General features: G+C 45.6%; 14 protein-coding genes. 6 read left to right on the forward strand and 8 right to left on the reverse strand.

The window, feature by feature from the left end; all coding sequences use genetic code 11:
- Positions 1 to 21: 21 nt before the first annotated feature.
- Positions 22 to 939 (reverse strand): ATP-binding cassette domain-containing protein, encoded by a 918-nt coding sequence (locus O3C43_01655; protein ID MDA1065186.1) that lies wholly within the window; start codon positions 937 to 939, stop codon positions 22 to 24.
- 111 nt (positions 940 to 1,050) lie between these two features.
- Positions 1,051 to 2,073 (reverse strand): HAD family hydrolase, encoded by a 1,023-nt coding sequence (locus O3C43_01660; protein ID MDA1065187.1) that lies wholly within the window; start codon positions 2,071 to 2,073, stop codon positions 1,051 to 1,053.
- A 78-nt stretch (positions 2,074 to 2,151) separates the two neighbouring features.
- Here O3C43_01660 and prfA point away from each other — a divergent pair, with 78 nt between their 5' ends.
- Positions 2,152 to 3,249 (forward strand): peptide chain release factor 1, encoded by a 1,098-nt coding sequence (gene prfA / locus O3C43_01665; GenBank protein MDA1065188.1) that lies wholly within the window; start codon positions 2,152 to 2,154, stop codon positions 3,247 to 3,249.
- Positions 3,250 to 3,278: 29 nt separating this feature from the next.
- Complete coding sequence (gene prmC, locus O3C43_01670; protein ID MDA1065189.1) at positions 3,279 to 4,121, forward strand: peptide chain release factor N(5)-glutamine methyltransferase; 843 nt, start codon at positions 3,279 to 3,281, stop codon at positions 4,119 to 4,121.
- 3 nt (positions 4,122 to 4,124) lie between these two features.
- On the opposite strand, the gene O3C43_01675 is transcribed toward prmC, so the two are convergent.
- Complete coding sequence (locus tag O3C43_01675) at positions 4,125 to 6,476, reverse strand: carboxy terminal-processing peptidase (protein ID MDA1065190.1); 2,352 nt, start codon at positions 6,474 to 6,476, stop codon at positions 4,125 to 4,127.
- 226 nt (positions 6,477 to 6,702) lie between these two features.
- Positions 6,703 to 7,593 (reverse strand): rhomboid family intramembrane serine protease, encoded by an 891-nt coding sequence (locus O3C43_01680; GenBank protein ID MDA1065191.1) that lies wholly within the window; start codon positions 7,591 to 7,593, stop codon positions 6,703 to 6,705.
- 171 nt (positions 7,594 to 7,764) lie between these two features.
- On the opposite strand from O3C43_01680, the gene O3C43_01685 reads away from it, so the two are divergent.
- The 3 genes from O3C43_01685 to purE all read left to right on the forward strand — a co-directional run bounded on the left by O3C43_01685 (position 7,765) and on the right by purE (position 9,751).
- Positions 7,765 to 8,001: a ferredoxin gene (locus O3C43_01685; protein ID MDA1065192.1), complete on the forward strand. Its 237-nt coding sequence runs from the start codon at positions 7,765 to 7,767 to the stop codon at positions 7,999 to 8,001.
- A 195-nt stretch (positions 8,002 to 8,196) separates the two neighbouring features.
- Positions 8,197 to 9,195 (forward strand): purine nucleoside permease, encoded by a 999-nt coding sequence (locus tag O3C43_01690; GenBank protein ID MDA1065193.1) that lies wholly within the window; start codon positions 8,197 to 8,199, stop codon positions 9,193 to 9,195.
- Between the two features lie 58 nt (positions 9,196 to 9,253).
- Positions 9,254 to 9,751: a 5-(carboxyamino)imidazole ribonucleotide mutase gene (purE, locus tag O3C43_01695; GenBank protein MDA1065194.1), complete on the forward strand. Its 498-nt coding sequence runs from the start codon at positions 9,254 to 9,256 to the stop codon at positions 9,749 to 9,751.
- Positions 9,752 to 9,827: 76 nt separating this feature from the next.
- Here purE and O3C43_01700 read toward each other — a convergent pair whose 3' ends face one another.
- The 4 genes from O3C43_01700 to O3C43_01715 form a co-directional block, all read right to left on the reverse strand.
- Positions 9,828 to 12,335, reverse strand: a complete 2,508-nt coding sequence (locus O3C43_01700; protein ID MDA1065195.1) for a TonB-dependent receptor plug domain-containing protein — start codon at positions 12,333 to 12,335, stop codon at positions 9,828 to 9,830.
- Between the two features lie 159 nt (positions 12,336 to 12,494).
- Positions 12,495 to 13,205, reverse strand: coding sequence for a (d)CMP kinase (gene cmk / locus O3C43_01705; GenBank protein ID MDA1065196.1), 711 nt, complete (start codon positions 13,203 to 13,205; stop codon positions 12,495 to 12,497).
- Positions 13,202 to 14,539, reverse strand: coding sequence for a 3-phosphoshikimate 1-carboxyvinyltransferase (aroA, locus tag O3C43_01710; GenBank protein ID MDA1065197.1), 1,338 nt, complete (start codon positions 14,537 to 14,539; stop codon positions 13,202 to 13,204). The genes cmk and aroA overlap by 4 nt, the downstream gene beginning before the upstream one ends.
- 13 nt (positions 14,540 to 14,552) lie before the next feature.
- Entirely contained in the window at positions 14,553 to 15,431 is an 879-nt protein-coding gene (locus tag O3C43_01715; GenBank protein MDA1065198.1) for a prephenate dehydrogenase/arogenate dehydrogenase family protein, read from the reverse strand.
- Positions 15,432 to 15,564: 133 nt separating this feature from the next.
- Between O3C43_01715 and O3C43_01720 the strand changes: the two genes are divergently transcribed.
- Positions 15,565 to 17,244: a hypothetical protein gene (locus O3C43_01720; GenBank protein MDA1065199.1), complete on the forward strand. Its 1,680-nt coding sequence runs from the start codon at positions 15,565 to 15,567 to the stop codon at positions 17,242 to 17,244.
- The last annotated feature ends 16 nt before the right edge of the window (positions 17,245 to 17,260 follow it).

Here is a 17,260-nt window from a genome sequence, read left to right on the forward strand (position 1 = left end):
ATTATAGTTCGAATGATATGCTTACGCGGTCAATTCCCAGAAGACTTCATCCAATCCAATAGGCCGTTTTTCAAATCGTGAAACATGCCAGTTATTTTCCCGGCATACGTTTAGCACCAAGGTTTCGATGGATTGTTTATTTTTTGGAAACACTTCAACGGAATTTTCATTGATCTCAGCCGCAGCGACTTCCGGGAGCTCCTTGAGCGCTTGTTTAACGGCCTCGAGGTCGGCTCCTTCAAATTCAATTTTAAGTGCGTTATAATACTTATTTCGTTTGAGAAGAGATTCTGACGATTCGTCCGCTATGACCTGGCCTTTAGCGATAATTATAACCCGTGTGCACAGTGCACTCACCTCTTCAAGGATGTGCGTTGAGAGGATAATGGCTTTGTCCTTGGCCATGGCCTTGATGATTTTGCGCACCTCTTTTTTCTGATTGGGGTCCAGGCCGTCTGTAGGTTCGTCCAAGATGAGAACGGGGGGATCGTGTAACACCGCTTGAGCGAACCCGACACGTTGCTTGAATCCTTTACTCAGAGTCTCGATGGATTGATGACGAACCGAATTCAAGCGGCAAAGGTCGCAAACCCGATCGATGCAATCTTCCTGTTGCGTCGGGTCGTCAAACCCCCGAATTTCTGAAATAAAAATCAGAAATTCCTCAACTGTCATCTCTCCGTAAACAGGACCATTCTCTGGCATATAGCCGATACGTTCTTTCACTGAGACCGGGTGGTCCTGGACGTCCATGTTATCAACCAGTACTTTGCCGGAAGTGGGCCGGATAAAGCCGGTGATCATTTTCATGGTGGTTGATTTCCCGGCACCGTTGGGGCCTAGAAACCCAAGGATCTCACCTCGGGTTACCTCAAAACTCACACCGTTCACTGCATTGATAGAACCGTATTTTTTATGGAGGGATTGAACTTCAATCATAGATAATTACTAGGTTGTTTGAAAACTTGAGAGGGTAGATTTAGAAAATTCTTCCAACTTGGCTAGCAAAAATTTCCACACTTGTTGAGATGCGAAAACGGCTGGAATTTGTTACTCTTTTTCATTAAACATTGTGTCTTGTTCGAGCCGACGATCTAACGCGATTTCTTCTTCTTTGTGGATGTGCCTGGGTGGTTTCCCTACTTTTTTGGTAAGCGCCAATTCTCGTTCTTCAACGATTTGATCGCAGATATCGCATACGTGCATCTTCAGCCACATGCCTGTGTTGCTAGTTTCCTGGAAGTTTGTGGGTCCGTAGGCATGGATACGGCCACTCTGAAGCAATCGATCGTTTTGAGCGAATTCTTCCTTTGAGGATTGATCATACACTGCAAAGGTCTTGCCTCCGTTGTTCTTTACCACCGAAAAGACGGGGATGTCACTGGGTCCATCGGCGATGTAGATCATATTGCGAAACGGAATGCGGCGGTCTGAATGTTGAATGTTAGAGTTTACGTTAATTTCGGGGTTCTTGTTACAACCCTTGTTTATCTCGAAAATATAGCGAGTTTTGATGGTGTTATCGATGACCACTCCGATTTGGGATACTTCGTGGTCCGGGTGGATACCCAGGTCTTGCTGATCCAGATAATGAGGAAGGAATGGATCTTCAATAAATTCGCACCCGTAAATATTCTCAACGAATGGAGCGATTTCGCTTCCTCTTATCATCGCAGCTAAACCTGTGCTGATAATATAGTGTTCGAGATTGATATCATGCTTTTTGTACTCGGCTTTCAATGTCATCAAATTTTTAAGCGATTTAAAAAACCCTGGCAGGCCGGGATTGAAAACGAGTTCTTTCCCCAATTCTTCAAGTTTCGCATTGGTGAGACCTTTGATAATACCTGCACGAACGTAGGAGAGCAGGTGATTTAAGTATATCGTATCAGCAGACACGGTGAGCCCGCGGTCCAGATAGGCCTTGGGTAATGCATTCACTTCTTCCCAGAACCGCTTTTCGTTGATATCAAATTTTTCGAACAGCGGTTGCTGCATGTAGCCGGGAATGAGCGTTTTGTCGAAATCCCAAATACAAGCGACAACGTTTTGAGTGTATAGGCTTGTTTCCATTAGAAAGAGGACCCTTTATACGGATTGCTTTATAAAACTCCACCCATTTAATCACGAGCTTTTCTAATAAAATACAGTATGGAAGGCATCCCACCAATTGACCCTTACATTAGCCGCTACCAGGAATTGTCAGCGGAAATGGAAGCACCCGATTTCTTTCAAGATCAGCGTCGTGTAAGCATCATTTCGCGCGAGCACCACCAACTCGGCGCATTAATCGAGCAATATGGTGTCATTGAAAAACTGGCTGCTGAGATAGCCGGGACCATCGAATTGATAAACGAGGATGGCGCGGACCAGGAGCTGAAAGAAATGGCGGAGGCGGAGCTCCCGGATCTGGAAACGACTTTGGCCGAGTTGAAACATCAGGTATTGATTTCAATGATTCCTCCGGATCCTTCTGATTCCAGAAACACGATTGTTGAAATTCGAGCTGGTGCCGGGGGCGACGAGGCCAGTCTGTTTGCCGGTGACCTCTCTCGGATGTATCAACGGTATTCTGAACTAAATGGTTGGCGAATTGAGCCAATGAGTAGCAGTCCTTCCGAAGTGGGTGGTTTTAAAGAACACATTTTCTTGGTAACTGGAGATGAGGTCTATCGCAAATTGCGTTATGAGTCCGGTGTGCACCGGGTTCAGCGGATCCCGGTTACGGAATCTGGAGGCCGTATTCACACCTCGACAGTAACAGTGGCGATGATGCCTGAGGCAGAGGAAGTTGATGTCGATATCCATCCTGATGATTTGGAAATAACCACGATGCGTGCCTCCGGGGCAGGTGGTCAGCACGTAAATACTACAGATTCTGCCGTTAGAATCGTTCACCTTCCTAGCGGCGAAATGGTCTATTGCGCCGATGAGCGGTCTCAACTCAAGAACAGGGACAAAGCTTTGAAGGTGCTTTATTCAAGATTACTCGAAAAGAAACAACAAGCAGAGCTGGCAAAGTATGCCGCTCAGCGAAAAAGTCAGATCGGGACTGGTGACCGAAGCGAACGAATACGCACGTACAATTTTCCTCAAGGTCGTCTAACCGATCATCGGATCGGCTTAACTCTACATACACTTCCTCAAATTATGGAAGGTGATCTGAGTGCGGTGGTGGAAGCGTTGGGGGAAGCAGAGTATAAAGATAAGTTGGAGGCTTTATTAGAAGGGAAGGGCCTGTTGTCTTGATTTAGTCGTTGGGCCAAAGTGCTGCTGCTATGATTACCTTGCTGGAAGTATTACAAAAAAGCACCAGTTTTCTAAATGAACGTGGCGTAGAAGATGCAAAAATCAGTACCGAATGGATTATGGCCGAGTCTCTTGGCCTTCAGCGGCTGGATTTGTATCTCCAATTCGAGCGACCATTGACAGAGCAGGAACTGGTTGGAATCCGAAAAGGGATCAAGCGCAGGGCAAATCGAGAACCGCTTCAGTATATACTTGGGACTATTGATTTTTACAATGTTCAATTGAAGATCGACCCACGTGCGCTTATCCCCAGACCGGAGACAGAGTACTTGGTCGAATTGCTCCATACCCGTTATTTAAACAAGGAGCCGACCCGTATATTGGATTTGGGCACAGGTAGCGGTGCCATTGCAATCGCATTACTGTCTGTTTTCCCTAATTCCCTAGCGGTGGCGGTTGATCAGTCTGAACCTGCCCTGGAGCTTGCTACGGAAAATGCAAAATCTGCCGGAGTTATTGATCGATTAGAGTTGGTGGCCTCGGATTGGTTTGAAAATGTAGAGGGGGAGTTTGAACTCATTATCGCCAATCCTCCCTATCTGACATCTGCCGAAATGGAGTCTGCTGAGCCAGAGGTTCTTAAGTTTGAACCACGTGGTGCCCTATACGGCGGAGATGATGGTCAGGATGACCTCAACTGCATTGTGGATGAAAGCTTCTCTTATCTTGCAAACGGAGGAATGCTCGTTCTTGAAACGGGGATTCATCAACACGCCGACTTAATGGCGCGTGCCAAACATGTCGGGTTTGTTGCGATTCAATCCGTTAAAGACCTGGGAAGACGCGACCGTTTTTTAATCGGCCTCAAGTAGAGACTAACTTTTGGATTTTACTTCAGCTACACCATGATTGGCAGCTGTGTCTTTCACTTCTGGATCTTGTGCGTGAATCCAATCAGATAAGATACGAAGGGTTTCGCGAAGGTGAATGTCGATGCTTGGCCCCTTCTCTGTAGAGTCGTTGTCGCCCTTTTCTGAACTATCATCTAACGGAGTTTCGTTCAGAGCAATCTCGGGACCAGATAATGTATTATTTATCTCACCTAATTCTGGTTGAAATTCTTTGTTGGAATTGGCGAGTTCTTTTGTTGGTTCGATCAGAGATGAGACCGTACTCGGCGGGTTGTCCACATGCACGCTGTCCGTTGAATTCTCCGTTGCTTTGGCAACTTCAACTTCGTTTAGGGTTATCTCCGTACTAATAAAGTTGAGCTTCTTGAGTTCGGTTTGTCTGGATTCGAGTAAATCGCGAAACTCTTTGTCTGTTTCTTTTTGTTCTTTGCGTTTTGCGAGGTTGAGGGAGTACGATTTTAGCTCCTGCTTTTCTTTGAAGAACTCAATACTCTCTTTAAGAAATGCAAATTCTTCCAATTCGTTTTGGCGGGCCTCGCTCAGTCTTGTGAGTTGGGTTTTCAGTAACTCATCGATCGGATCAAACTTTAGCTCACTTGCCTTCTTGCTCCAGTTGACCGGTTTTATTTCGTCCCACAACATGGAGTGATCAAGATCAGCTTCTCCAATTTTCAAGAATTCATTGATTGAAGGTAAGGCGATATCGGAGATGACCCCTTTATTCTGTGTGGACCTTCCATTGGGGAGATAAAACTTCTGAATCGTCAATTTTGCTGCACCTGTAGGCTGGTCATTAAAGAAGGATGGTGAGGCCAGTTTATCAATTTCATAAACAGCTTGAACGGTTCCTTTTCCGTGAGTGGATTTATCTCCAACAATAAGGGCTCGATCGTAATATTGAAGTGCCCCGGCAACGATTTCTGAGGCCGATGCGCTGTACCTTGAAACAAGGACAATAAGTGGACCCCCGTAGGCGATGTCTTCGTCTCGATCCCAATCACGGCGGATGAAACCTCTGCTGTTACGTACTTGTACGACAGGTCCGGTTTTGATGAAAAGTCCGGTTAGATCGATCGCTTCGGTCAATAATCCTCCTCCGTTGTTTCTTAAATCCAGGATAAGTCCACGAATGTTTTGCTCCTGCAATTTGGCGATGAGTTCCGCCACATCTTTTGTGGTGCTGGTGGGAGTGCCGCCTTCCTCTATACTGAGGTCTCCATAAAATGAAGGTAACTGAATGACTCCAATGGGCAGTTCTTCTTTCTCGTTAATTGGCAATTGAAATACATTGGCGCTTGCCCGGCTGGCTGTGATTTGCACTTCATCACGGACGATATCGATCACTTCCCGAGAAGATGGATCAGCAGCATCTGCAGGGATCACCGTCAGGAGTACCGTAGTGGCCTTTTCTCCACGTATCATCTTCACAATTTTTCTCAAACCCATATCGATAACATCTACGGGTTCTTCACCTTTCTGGGCCACGAGAACAATCTTGTCGCCCGCCCGCATTCGTCCATCCAGATCAGCCGGGCCTCCGGGTATCAACTCTCTGATTGTGCAGTAGCCTTCTTCCTGGACGAGAATGGCACCGATGCCGACCAAAGACAAACTCATGGAAATGGAAAAGTCCTCCAGGGTGTCCGAGGATAAGAAAGTGGAATGTGGGTCGAACATCTGAGTAAGGGTAGTCAGAAAAATTTCCTGAATATCGCTCGACTCCAGATCGAGTAGGTTTTTCTTCAAGCGCTCGTAGCGTTTGTTAATTGTTTCGACCGCATCCGTTTGTTCCTCGTCGTTCAGGATGTCGAAGAGCATTTCATACTTGAGTCGCTTTTCCCAAAGTTCGTCCGCAACTTCAACAGATTCCAACCAGGGAAATTCTTCACGATCGACGACGTATTCGGTTTCCTCTTCAAAGTCGAATCCACCGGTGAGGCGTTCCAGAACCCAATCAATACGACTTAGAAACCTTTCTTCGTATCGTTGGTAAATGTCGTAAGCTGCCTCGAGTTCACCTCGTCTTAAGCTTCTTTCCAGCCTACTTGCGTACTTGCTAACCATTTCCTCCCGGTCCTGCTTGAGGAAAAAGACATGATTATAATCAAGATCCTCCATGAAGCCTTCGATGAGCTCTTCGGCCTGGGATTGATTTATAAACTTCTGGGCGTAGTGAAAATTCTCTAGCAGGAAGACAACCGTTTGGGTCTCCTTTTTCATGGCCTGGGTGTATTCGAAATCCCGGGCTTTAACAAAGGGGGCAGCTCCCAATAATAGAAGCAATGTGAGAGAAAGTCGTGAACTGAGTTTAAGCATTATATTAACTGTAAAGATTGGGGTGGGTGTCTGTCACTCTTGAATTTCGGCATTTGGGGTCCTGTTGCTTCAAAAAGATTCGTAGTGTTAACAATGGAAAAAAAGGGGGCTGCGGTTTTGGCTCGTCTGATTATGGGTTAGATTTCCAATTTATCTCTTCTTTGGTTTTCGACAGTACCGAGAATGTAATGGTTCCGAAGTTTACAATCCTTTCACTTCGGTGGATCTAACGATTCAGTAGTTCTTTTGCTTTGTCCAAGGTTGAACGTTCTTCTTCGCTTAATGCTCCAAATCCTTCCTGGTTAATTTTATCGAGAATGCGATCTACTTCTTTTTGCAATTCATTGCGATTTGTGAAGTTGATTTTGAAACGTCCGGTTTTCGCCTTTTTGATTTTTTCACTGCTAAACCAGCGAGGTGGTTTTATGTCAGTTGTGCCTATGGTGAAGTCTTTGTGGAGGATGAACTTTACAAATACCCAACCGCCAAACATGCCACCAAGGTGGGCTGAGTGAGCGATCCCCAGCCCATTCCCAAACGGGGCCAATTCACTAAGAAAAAAACCAACAAGCTCAAAAATCAGAACGATTCTTACCAGGTTTCTGGGTGTAATAGTTACAGGGAGAAACAGAAACAAAAGGACTGTGATCGGCCGATTTGGCGCCTGCATCGTGAATGCGACCAATAATCCCATGATACCCGCCGAAGCTCCTACCAGAGGGATATTATATCCCCGCAAGTGATTTATGGCGAACCAAAGCAATCCTCCGAGAAAGACTGAGATTCCAAAGAGGGTAAAGAAACGTTCTTTACCGAGAAGCGGAAGAAGAATTCGTCCCAGGAAAAACAAGCCCAAACAATTTAATAAAAGATGGACAGGTATTGAGCCGTTTGTGGAATGTAAGAAACCGTAGGTTAGGAAAGTCCAAATGTAGCCGTGTTTGATGCCGTATTCAGACAGTGCGAAAAGCATCTGAAAAAAAGGTGATTGGAACCAATTGATCACCAAAGTTTGAACGATGAAAACGCCAACCATGATCCCAATCAACCAGTAAAGTGGCTTGAGCGGAGATGGCTGGTACTGCGGCTCACGCATGTATGGGCGGTCAGAAAGCATGGCTGGTAGTTAAGGAGTGTCGATTTGGGTAAAAGGTTTCCTGATAATTACCCAGTAAATTCACCCTCTGTGGTCGAATTGGAAAGTGCAAACCTTTCGTCGTTTTTTGGACTGTAAATGTACAACATCGAACTTGACAGGATTTAAAGAATAGCAAGGGTTTCTAGCATTATGGCGGAAATAAACGATAAATGGCCTGAGAATGCTGCGGGGAAATTTTACGTGGATGAGCAATGTATCGATTGCGATCTTTGTCGTGAAACTGCTCCCGATTACTTTAAACGTGATGAAGACGGTGGTTACTCCTATGTTTATAAACAACCTGGCGACCAGGAAGGTATTGATCAGTGTATGGAAGCCCTCGAAGGATGCCCAGTTGAAGCTATCGGTGAGGATGGAGACGAATAACCGTTTTGGTTCATAAGAATTTTCAAAGCCCTTTCGAAAGAGAGGGCTTTTTTGTGTCGGTATCCAATAAATCGGATTAAGAAAGAATCCCTCCTTGCATTTCCTTTCTCTGGAATGGAAAGTAGGTATGGTTAATAAACCATTCACGCTGGCTTATCGCTTGCCTGCCCTTTCTGGAGAAACCAGTTTCAACTTATGGCCGTAAAGATAGCCCCGAAGATAATTGTTCTAAGCTTGTTTGAACCCGTAGGTGAGATTCCTGGTGAACAGACCTTGTTTAAGGAACGCTTGGGGTTTTCCGAATCGTATGAGATCCCGGGAGCCATGGGTAAGCTATTTATAAACAGCGATGGGGTAGGGGCATTGTTGTTAGGTATCGGAGCTACGAAACCGGCCATTAGCTTGATGGCTTTAGGCTATGATGAACGGTTTGATCTTAGGCATACTTATTTCTTGATAGCTGGTATTGCTGGAGCCGATCCGCATGTGACTTCAATTGGCAGTGTTGCTTGGGCTCGATTTGCTGTGGATGGAAATTTGGCTTTCGAAATTGATTCGCGTGAAATCCCCGCCCATTGGCCAACCGGGCTTTTCCCATTAGGCTCCAATGAACCATACGAGATCCCATATCGAGGAGAGGATGGTGTGTTTCTCAAAGATGAAGTTTTTGAACTGAACGACGGTTTGAAAAACTGGGCATATCAGTTAACCAAAGACGTTTTGCTGCAGGATTCAGAGTGCATGCGAGAAGGTAGGGCACTTTACACAGACACTCCGGCTGCCATGAAAGCGCCTTGTGTATTGTTGGGTGACGTTCTCGCCAGCGAACGCTTTTGGCATGGTAAGTATTTTACTGAGTGGGCCGAACGATGGGTGAAGCTTTGGACAGAAGGCAAAGGCACCTTTGCCATGAGCACCATGGAGGAAATGGGCGCTTTACGAGGCTTCGCCGTTCTCAAAGATCAAGGTAAACTTGAGTTTGATCGAATCATGGTCGTCCGGTCAGCCAGCAATTTCTGCATGCAACCTCCCTCAAAAACAGCTGTTGAAAACATAACTTCCAAGGAATCTGAAGAGGATCGTTTCCCGGCCTATCTTCCGAGTTTGGAAAACCTATATCGGGTAGCCTCTGTTGTAGTAGGCGTTATCGTTGCAAACTGGGATTCATATAAAACCAAGGTTCCTGGATTTTAGACTTGGAATCAATAGCCAGCCTTACCTACCTTTCCGTTTCACTTTAATCACAGAACCTATGGCACTCACAATTTCTCCCAAAGTTGGCATTGTGATGGGCAGTATCTCCGACTGGCCCGTCTTTAAACACTCCGCTAAGATTCTCGATGTTCTTGGCGTTTCATACGACAAACGTGTCTTAAGTGCGCACCGCACACCCAAGGAATTGGAAGCCTGGTTGAGGGAGTGTGAAGAAGCAGGGGTACAAGTCTTTATTGCAGCAGCCGGTGGGGCGGCTCACCTTGCAGGTGTTGTTGCCTCCCTCACTATTTTGCCAGTGCTTGCAGTTCCTATGGAATCTAATCTGCTTGGGCTCGATTCTCTTTTGTCCATGGTTCAAATGCCGGGAGGCATTCCAGTTCCGACTATGGGCATAGGAAAAGCAGGATCCACCAATGCGGGCTTGTCCGCTGCTGCGATCATCGCACTTGGGGATCCCACGGTCAGAGAAGCGCTCATTCAATTTAGAAAAGATCAGGCTGCAAAAGTTCTCAGTTCAGAATTTCCAGAAGACTAGGTTCGCTCCTATTTCCCAAATAAAAAGGACGGTCCCGTTAGAGACCGTCCTTTTTTTAAAGCAATGTAAGTGTTTCTTAGAAACGTTTTCTCACCGTTACCTCTGCACGGAAAGGCATTCTGGAAACAATGGATCCATTCCCGTATCCAGAATTGTTAGCATCCCAATTTTCTTCATCCGTGATGTTGAAAAGAGCGAGTTTAACCATCCAATCTTCCTGCTCATAGAAAAAGCTAAGGTCTATTTCGTGCTGGAAAGGAAGGTGTGCTGTATTGGCAGTAATGTTATAGCCGCCATCAGGATCTGTTGGGTCAAAAATGAATATTGGAAAACCTTCATAACCAGAAGTCATTTCACCCCAACCAAGGAAACCCGCCGTAAATCCAAATCCGTTTTCGAATTTGTATTGAAGGAGTGCATTTACTAAATGCTCTGGAGTCCCAGGAGAATTCACCAGCAAGGCGTTTCCGCTCGAATCCGTAGGTCCGCCTGGAAAAGTTGGAGAAACATAGAAACCGCCCGTTTCAGCAAGAGCTCTATCAATAGTATAGCCACTAGCGAAGAATCCCAAAGTTCTTTGAGCGTCGAGGTAGCTATAGCCCATCGTGAGGAACATCTTGCTGGATGGCTGGTAGTTGAACTCGATCTCGAATCCGTCTATTTCCACATCATCCACCGAACCGTCTTGGTTTCTTTCAGTAAATGCACGGTCAAAAAAAGCAGCTCCCAGGAAGAATTTGTCGTCCAGGAAAGAGAATTTGGCTCCGAGCTCCAAAAGCTCACTTTCTTGGGCATCATTAAATGCGAATACATCTGGACGGCCACCGGTATCTGCAGTGTAGGTATCACTCAAATTATAAGTGGCATAGATAGTGGTGTCTTCATTGACCTTAAAAACGGGACTAATGTTGTAGTTTATGAGTTTCATGGTGTCGGATTTTTTATAGCCTTTCTCGTTGATACCGTCGCCGTCATAATCAAATTCTTTGTTGCTCCCTAAAGTCGGGTGCCATTGTGTGGCATCCAGGAAGTCCATCGTGAAACCAGCAAGGAGGCTGAAAGTATCAGTAAATTGTAAGTCTGTCTGAATGAAGGGTCCAACATTGAACATGTTGCTATCGGCACCTGTTGGATTGTTAGGATCTCCTCCAATCCACCATTTACTAAGAATTCCCCGTGCATCTTGACCTTCGACATAGGCCAGGCCGGTAAAACCCTGATCGGGAACGCGGCGTAAGTTAGGATCGCGATTCATGTCCCAGAAATTTACCGGCTCATTGAAAAAGTGATTCACAGCCCAAATGTCATCATAGCGAAAGCGGACACCAGCGTTCATGTTGTAGGAACCATTTCCCATGTCACCTCCCCAGCGAATTTCAGTCCTGTTTTCAACAAGGTAGTTGTCCTTCATCAATTCGGAATAGTGATAGGAACTAAATGTGTTTCTGTCTTTGTAACCGAAGGAGGTTTTGTTAACGATAACGATATCGTTCGCAAGTTCCCAGGTCTGGTCGATTCCACCGAAGATGGACACTCCATCGGAATCATCTCCCGGAGCAGCTAGTTTCCATCTGCGATTTACCGGGACTGTATTGTAGGCAACGGGAACGATTGTTGCGAATCCGGCCCCACCAAAATGACTTGCAAAATCAACTCCAGCTGTGCCTGCCCAGAAACCATCACCATTTCCCAAGAGGGAAACGTATTTGGCATAGTCAGCATCAGTTTGTCTGTTAGGAATGTATTCCCCTTTATCAACCAATCCCTGAGATACGCGATTGATGCCCCAGTTTTCCGTATAATTGGCGAAGAAAAATTCGATATTCGCCTCAATCGTATACGTATCGCTAGGCATATGTGTCAGTGCAAAATAGATCGCATGAGTTTTTTGTTTCCAAAACTGCCAGTAACCGCCCCAGTCTTTTCCTTCGTAAGACATGCGCCATGCAGTCTTACCGTTTTCAAGAGGAGTACCGTAGTCTAGATTCCACGTGTACTGATCGTAATCACCAATACTGAACTGAGCTTCACCGTGAGGCCCGTCGAAAAAGGGTTTCTTTGTGATCAAGTCTGCATAGCCACCCAGGTAATTGGTGGTGCCGTAAACAACCCCTGCCGGACCCTTAACAATATTCACGGATTCAACCGCGTTGAAGTTAATCGGCATTCCATTACCGTTTACGGATCCTCCACGTCGCATTCCATTGACAAATAGATCGGCTTCCTGACCTCGTAAATTGGGTGTGCTTGGTGAACCAAAATTTGTTTTGGTGTAAGAGCTCGATGTAAGTTTGGAAAAGTCACGAACGTCTTTAATCGCGATGGCATCCAATTGTTCCCGGGAAATAATCGTTACATTACGGGGAGTGTCGAGAATGCTCCGATTGGTTCCGTAGACCGAGTTGAATGGTCGCGAGGTCGGCATGATGTTTTCCTCGATAGGAATTTCCTCGATGCTTAATTCGGCCAGATTGTAGGTATCCAGTCTCTCATCGTTTTCTTGTTGGGCGAAGGCGACCGCAAAGGGCACCAGCAATCCGAAAAATACACTTAGGTATTTTGTCCAGTAGGTTCTATTATTCATAATTATTTGTTAGTTTCTTGCAGGTTAAAAATGCTACAAAATGGGCATTATCAATCCCGTTTTCCTGAAAGTAGTAAATTTTTTTCACCCAAAATGTTTATTACAAGTCTCTTTAAAAAACTAAAAGATCTTACTTGAGAAGAGTATTACAGTACCTATTCAGCTTTTAGTGTTTTTACCTAAGTTTTCTTGAGGTTTTGGATCAGTTTTTTCTACGAGATGGATAAGGCTGGTCATTTTATCTGCGACTTCATTGAGACTCAAATAGGTGGTATCTACAAGAATCGCACCTTCTGTGTAAGTTAAAGGCGCTGTCTTTCTTTTAGTATCTAGCTGGTCACGTTTCTGTATGCTATCGATTTGCCCCTCTAATCTTCTTCTTCGGGTTCGCTCGCCTTCATCTGCGGACATAAAAAAACGAAAATCTGCATCTGGAAAAATGATGGAGCCGATATCTCGACCTTCCATAATTAGACCAGAAAATCCTGCTTCTCGTGCCAACTGCTCATAGGATCTTTGGTAAGTTAACAAAAATAGCCTAACTTCTGGTATTGCCGCTACAATGGAAACCGCCTCGTTGACTTGTTCTGATCTGATTTCCTGACCAGGGATTCTTTTGTCCAAAGTGATATGCGCTTCTTTTCCTTCAATGCGGGTTCCGATATCAATCGCCTTCAAATGTGAAACGATTGGATCCACATCAGTCACAGAGTATCCCGCCTTCAGTATCGCCCATGTCAACGTCCGGTAGTGCGAGCCAGTATTAACGTAGAGCAGATTTAGTCGCTTACTCAGTAATTTTGATGTGGAAGATTTTCCTGAGGCCGCACCCCCATCCACTGCGATTATGATAAAGTTGTCGTCTTTCATGCGGTTCGCAACTTTTCAAGTTCGATAAAAAATTCTGGGAAAGTTTTTGAGCAACATCCGGGATTGCTGATCTTAAGCCAGGGAGTCCCATCGCCATACAGATTAAAGCAACCCAAAATTCCGAAGCTCATTGCTACCCGGTGGTCATGATAGGTCATCACTTCTGATGGGATCATCGGACCGGCATGGATTTCTATGTAATCGTCCCCTTCTTCAATCCACTGCCCCAATTTAATAAGCTCATTGGCCATGGCAGCGACTCTATCACTTTCCTGGTGACGGGTATGTGCTATTCCCTCTATGCGGGTGATTCCTTTCAGTAGAGGTGAAATCGCAGCCAATGTGAGAAAGGTATCTGAAATGGGCCAAAAATTCCTGTTTATTCCGGCACCGGGTAGTTCCTTTAGCTGAATGGACGCGGTTGTACCGACCTCCGTTTCCTCCACGTTCATGCCTATCTCGCGAAGAACTTCGGTGTAAGCATAATCGCCCTGAAGAGAATTCGAATGCAGCCCTTTAACGGTTACGCTGCCGCCAACAACCAAGGGCAATGAAAGAAAATAGGACGCTGCCGAAGCATCAGGTTCTATCGCAACTATCTCGGGTATTGAGTAGGGAATTCCGGCCTTTACGCGAAGGAGGGCCTTCCCATCTCCAAGAGATTGGATGTGTTGCTTGGGTTGCCCAAACCGATACATCAATTCTTGGGTGAGTCGTACGAAGGGTTTTATCTCGGCTCCTCCAGAAATCTTAATTTCCAGGTCTTCCTCAGCCAATGGAGCAACCATAAGGAGTGCGGAAAGCAGCTGAGTGCTTGCAGAAGTCTCTAATTGAATGCGTCCTCCCTTCAGTCCGTGCGGTGATAGAGTTGCCGGTAAAAATCCATCGTTTGAGTGGATGTCAGTTCCTTGTTGTTCCAATGCGTCCAATAACCCTTTCATTGGGCGCTTTTGCATTTGCGGAGTTCCGTCGATTACAAATTGCCCTCCGTTTCTAGTTGCACAAAAAGCCGTTAAAAATCTTGCCGCGGTGCCCGCTACTCCGACGAAGAGTGATGCCTTCTCTGAAGGAATTTCTCCTTTTGTGCCAGAAACATGGATACTTTTCTTGGCAGGATCTATTTTAACCTGGAAACCCAGCTTCTGCAAACATTCGACCATGTATTGAGAGTCGTCACTGAGCAGAGCGCCGGTTAGTTCCACCGTGTTGGAAGCCATGCATGCAAGCATGAGCATCCGATTCGTTATGCTTTTGGAGCCTGGCACTTCTACCGCGCCTGAAACAGGTCGCGAAAACGGTTTTATCGCCAGAGGATCAGGATAAAGGATACTCATTTAATTTTCTCCCTTAAGAGAGGCGGTCTCGGTATTGCTTCCCTTTTTCGAGGATGGATACAATTTCCAGCATATTCCCGTTCGTAAGAGCTGAATGAATACGCTGTAGCTCATCCTGGTATTTGGAGAGGGCTCGTTTGATCTCCTCCTGATTCGTTTCAATAATTGCTTTCCACATGGTCGGGTCACCAGCCGCAATCCGCGTTGTGTCACGCAACCCGGAACTGGTTAGTTGTAACCAATTGTCTGGTTTCTTATCCAGGAATTGACAAAGACTCGAAGCGATAAGGTGGGGCAAGTGGCTTATGTGGGCTACGATTTCATCATGATCTTCCGGCGTTCTTATAAACGTAACTGCTCCCAGTGATTTCCAAAATTGGACGACTCTCTGGACGGCGGAGTCGTTAGAATTCTCAAGTGGAGTAACAATACAGGGGTTGTTCAAAAAGAGGTCTTCGTCGGCAAAGTCCATTCCTGTCTTTTCTGAGCCAGCCATGGGATGCGCACCGATGAAATGCACCTGATCCGCTTCTTCTGATTTTGCCTGGCGACAGATCATGCTCTTGGTGCTTCCCACATCAGTAACCAAAGCATGGGGTTTTAGCGACGGTTTGATCTCCTTATATAGTTGAACGATAAAATCGACTGGCGAGCATATCACAACCAAGTCTGCTGCTGCAGCCGCTTCTTGCGGCTCAGAAAACACTTCATCACACCAAGGTTGTTCCGACAGTCTTGCCCGGCTGCTTGCCCTGCGAGACCAAACGTGAACTTTTTTTGCAATTCGATATTTTTTGCATGCCATAGCGACAGACGCACCCAAAAGGCCGACTGCAAGGACGCACACGGTTTCAAAACGGTGATAGGGTTCTTTATTTGTATCGATTTCCAATGGTCTAACTATGGATGTTATAAAAAGGGGAATAAGGTGGTTGGTGTATTGATGAGTATCAAATAAAAAAGCCGCGGCTTATCAACTTACGGTTTTTCTTTTCTGCAGTGGATTTATTCGACAAAACGGGAGCATGCCAATTCACCAAGATCAAGACAGAGCTCAGTCCCAGGGGCTTTTCTGGTTATCAGCCACTGTCTTTATGGTCGCATCCCTGTTTTTGGTGTTTTTAATATATTTGTGGTTTGCTGATCCTGGACAAATTGAACGGGCAAAAAGTTGGGAGATTGAGGAGTCATCAGTTATTGAATGGATGTCCAAGAGCATAGAATCCGAAGAGGTATTTGAGCAAAACTGGATGGCAGACCCTGGGGATCCCGAGGTTTTTCGTTCTCTGGAACTAGCAATCGAATATCAGTTTAAACTAAGGGCCGTTGATCCTGATGACTCCTTTGGTTCAATGAGTCGGTTAAACCGGCTTTTAAAGCGCCTCGAAGATACCAAGGGCAAAATGCTTTTTTCAAAATCCAGGGCGTATACAGATCGAGCCGCTCAATTCGAGAATCACGGTGATGCTATTTCGGCCGTACCTTTATTAGAGGAAGCGCTAGAGGCTCAAGAATGGATAAATTCTCACCTAAAGGAAAGCGACTTGGTCGATAGGAATGAGGTCGCCAGAATCCAGCATTTGCTAGAAAGGCTCGAAGCCAAGGATGTTTCTGTCGAAGTTGAAAGCCTGGTTGAAATGGGAAATGCTTCGTTTGAGGAAGGGAAATGGGAAGATGCAAAAACGCATTATGACCGTGCGCTTGTTCTTCAGGAATCTATTAACCTAAACATGCCTGACAGTAGTTTGGTGCGCTGGCGGCTTGTCCAGGAACTAAAAGAAAACCAAAGGCGTATTGAGGCTGCAGAAATGAATGAACGGATTGAAGATTTGTTAGCGGCTTCTGCTCCGAGCAATAACAGTATTGACCGGGCATTGAATCTTCAGGCTTTGGTCAACGAGCGCTATCCTAATACTGTTTATTATAATCGTGAACGCTTTGAACAGTTAAGGGCGCAATTGGCGTCCGACCAAAGTCAAGCGAATGCAGTCCTTCTTTCCGAGCAGGTGGCACTGCTTGACTTACTCCTCCAGCAAAATCAATGGGCAAATGTGGAGGCTGCTTTGTTAGAGATTGAAGGTTGCATAAAGGATTTTGAGAAGCGATTTTCATTTAGTCTGTTACCTGACCCATCTCTAAAAGAGCGGATTAATTGGATGATAATACACCAAGCCGACCTCCCTGATATATCTGCAAAGGTTGGCGAAGGGTTGGTCAAACATTCGGTCCTCAATTTGTGGATTTATAAAACGGAGGTTGATCAGTTGCTCTATCATCAAGTTATGGGTAACAACCCTAGTCGATGGGTAGGTGACAATTATCCTGTCGACTCGGTTGGATTCGATGAAGCCAATGAGTTTTGTAAATTGCTGGGTTGGTCCTTAGGTAAACAAGTCCAATTACCTCAAAAAGAATGGCTTCCCGAAATTGATTTCTCCTTGTTAAATGAAAATGAGATGTGGTTTTCAGGTCGGAGTGGCTTTCGGAGCCAACCTGTTGGTACATCTCAGGCAGTTGGTGGGTTGTATGACCTATTTGGAAATCTTACGGAGTGGGTGTATCGCTCTGAGGAGGGGGAAGTTGTATATTTGTTTGGAGGGAGTGGAGCCGATACCTGGAGCCAAATGCGAAAAAAACCTTTAAGAACTGTCGCAACAAATTTTCGTTCGCGTTGGGTAGGGTTTCGCTTTTGCGTGCTCAATTAAGAATTATTGTCCTTCT

The sequence above is a fragment of the Verrucomicrobiota bacterium genome (assembly GCA_027622555.1).
Taxonomy (GTDB): domain Bacteria; phylum Verrucomicrobiota; class Verrucomicrobiia; order Opitutales; family UBA2995; genus UBA2995.

What these genes read in the sequence shown, in the direction of transcription:
- cmk (MDA1065196.1), bottom strand. Translation starts at nt 13,205, where the DNA reads ATGAAAGACGACAACTTTATCATAATCGCAGTGGATGGGGGTGCGGCC.
- aroA (MDA1065197.1), bottom strand. Translation starts at nt 14,539, where the DNA reads ATGAGTATCCTTTATCCTGATCCTCTGGCGATAAAACCGTTTTCGCGA.
- O3C43_01690 (MDA1065193.1), top strand. Translation starts at nt 8,197, where the DNA reads ATGGCCGTAAAGATAGCCCCGAAGATAATTGTTCTAAGCTTGTTTGAA.
- O3C43_01680 (MDA1065191.1), bottom strand. Translation starts at nt 7,593, where the DNA reads ATGCTTTCTGACCGCCCATACATGCGTGAGCCGCAGTACCAGCCATCT.
- O3C43_01660 (MDA1065187.1), bottom strand. Translation starts at nt 2,073, where the DNA reads ATGGAAACAAGCCTATACACTCAAAACGTTGTCGCTTGTATTTGGGAT.
- O3C43_01655 (MDA1065186.1), bottom strand. Translation starts at nt 939, where the DNA reads ATGATTGAAGTTCAATCCCTCCATAAAAAATACGGTTCTATCAATGCA.
- O3C43_01720 (MDA1065199.1), top strand. Translation starts at nt 15,565, where the DNA reads ATGCCAATTCACCAAGATCAAGACAGAGCTCAGTCCCAGGGGCTTTTC.
- O3C43_01675 (MDA1065190.1), bottom strand. Translation starts at nt 6,476, where the DNA reads ATGCTTAAACTCAGTTCACGACTTTCTCTCACATTGCTTCTATTATTG.
- prfA (MDA1065188.1), top strand. Translation starts at nt 2,152, where the DNA reads ATGGAAGGCATCCCACCAATTGACCCTTACATTAGCCGCTACCAGGAA.
- purE (MDA1065194.1), top strand. Translation starts at nt 9,254, where the DNA reads ATGGCACTCACAATTTCTCCCAAAGTTGGCATTGTGATGGGCAGTATC.
- O3C43_01700 (MDA1065195.1), bottom strand. Translation starts at nt 12,335, where the DNA reads ATGAATAATAGAACCTACTGGACAAAATACCTAAGTGTATTTTTCGGA.
- prmC (MDA1065189.1), top strand. Translation starts at nt 3,279, where the DNA reads ATGATTACCTTGCTGGAAGTATTACAAAAAAGCACCAGTTTTCTAAAT.
- O3C43_01685 (MDA1065192.1), top strand. Translation starts at nt 7,765, where the DNA reads ATGGCGGAAATAAACGATAAATGGCCTGAGAATGCTGCGGGGAAATTT.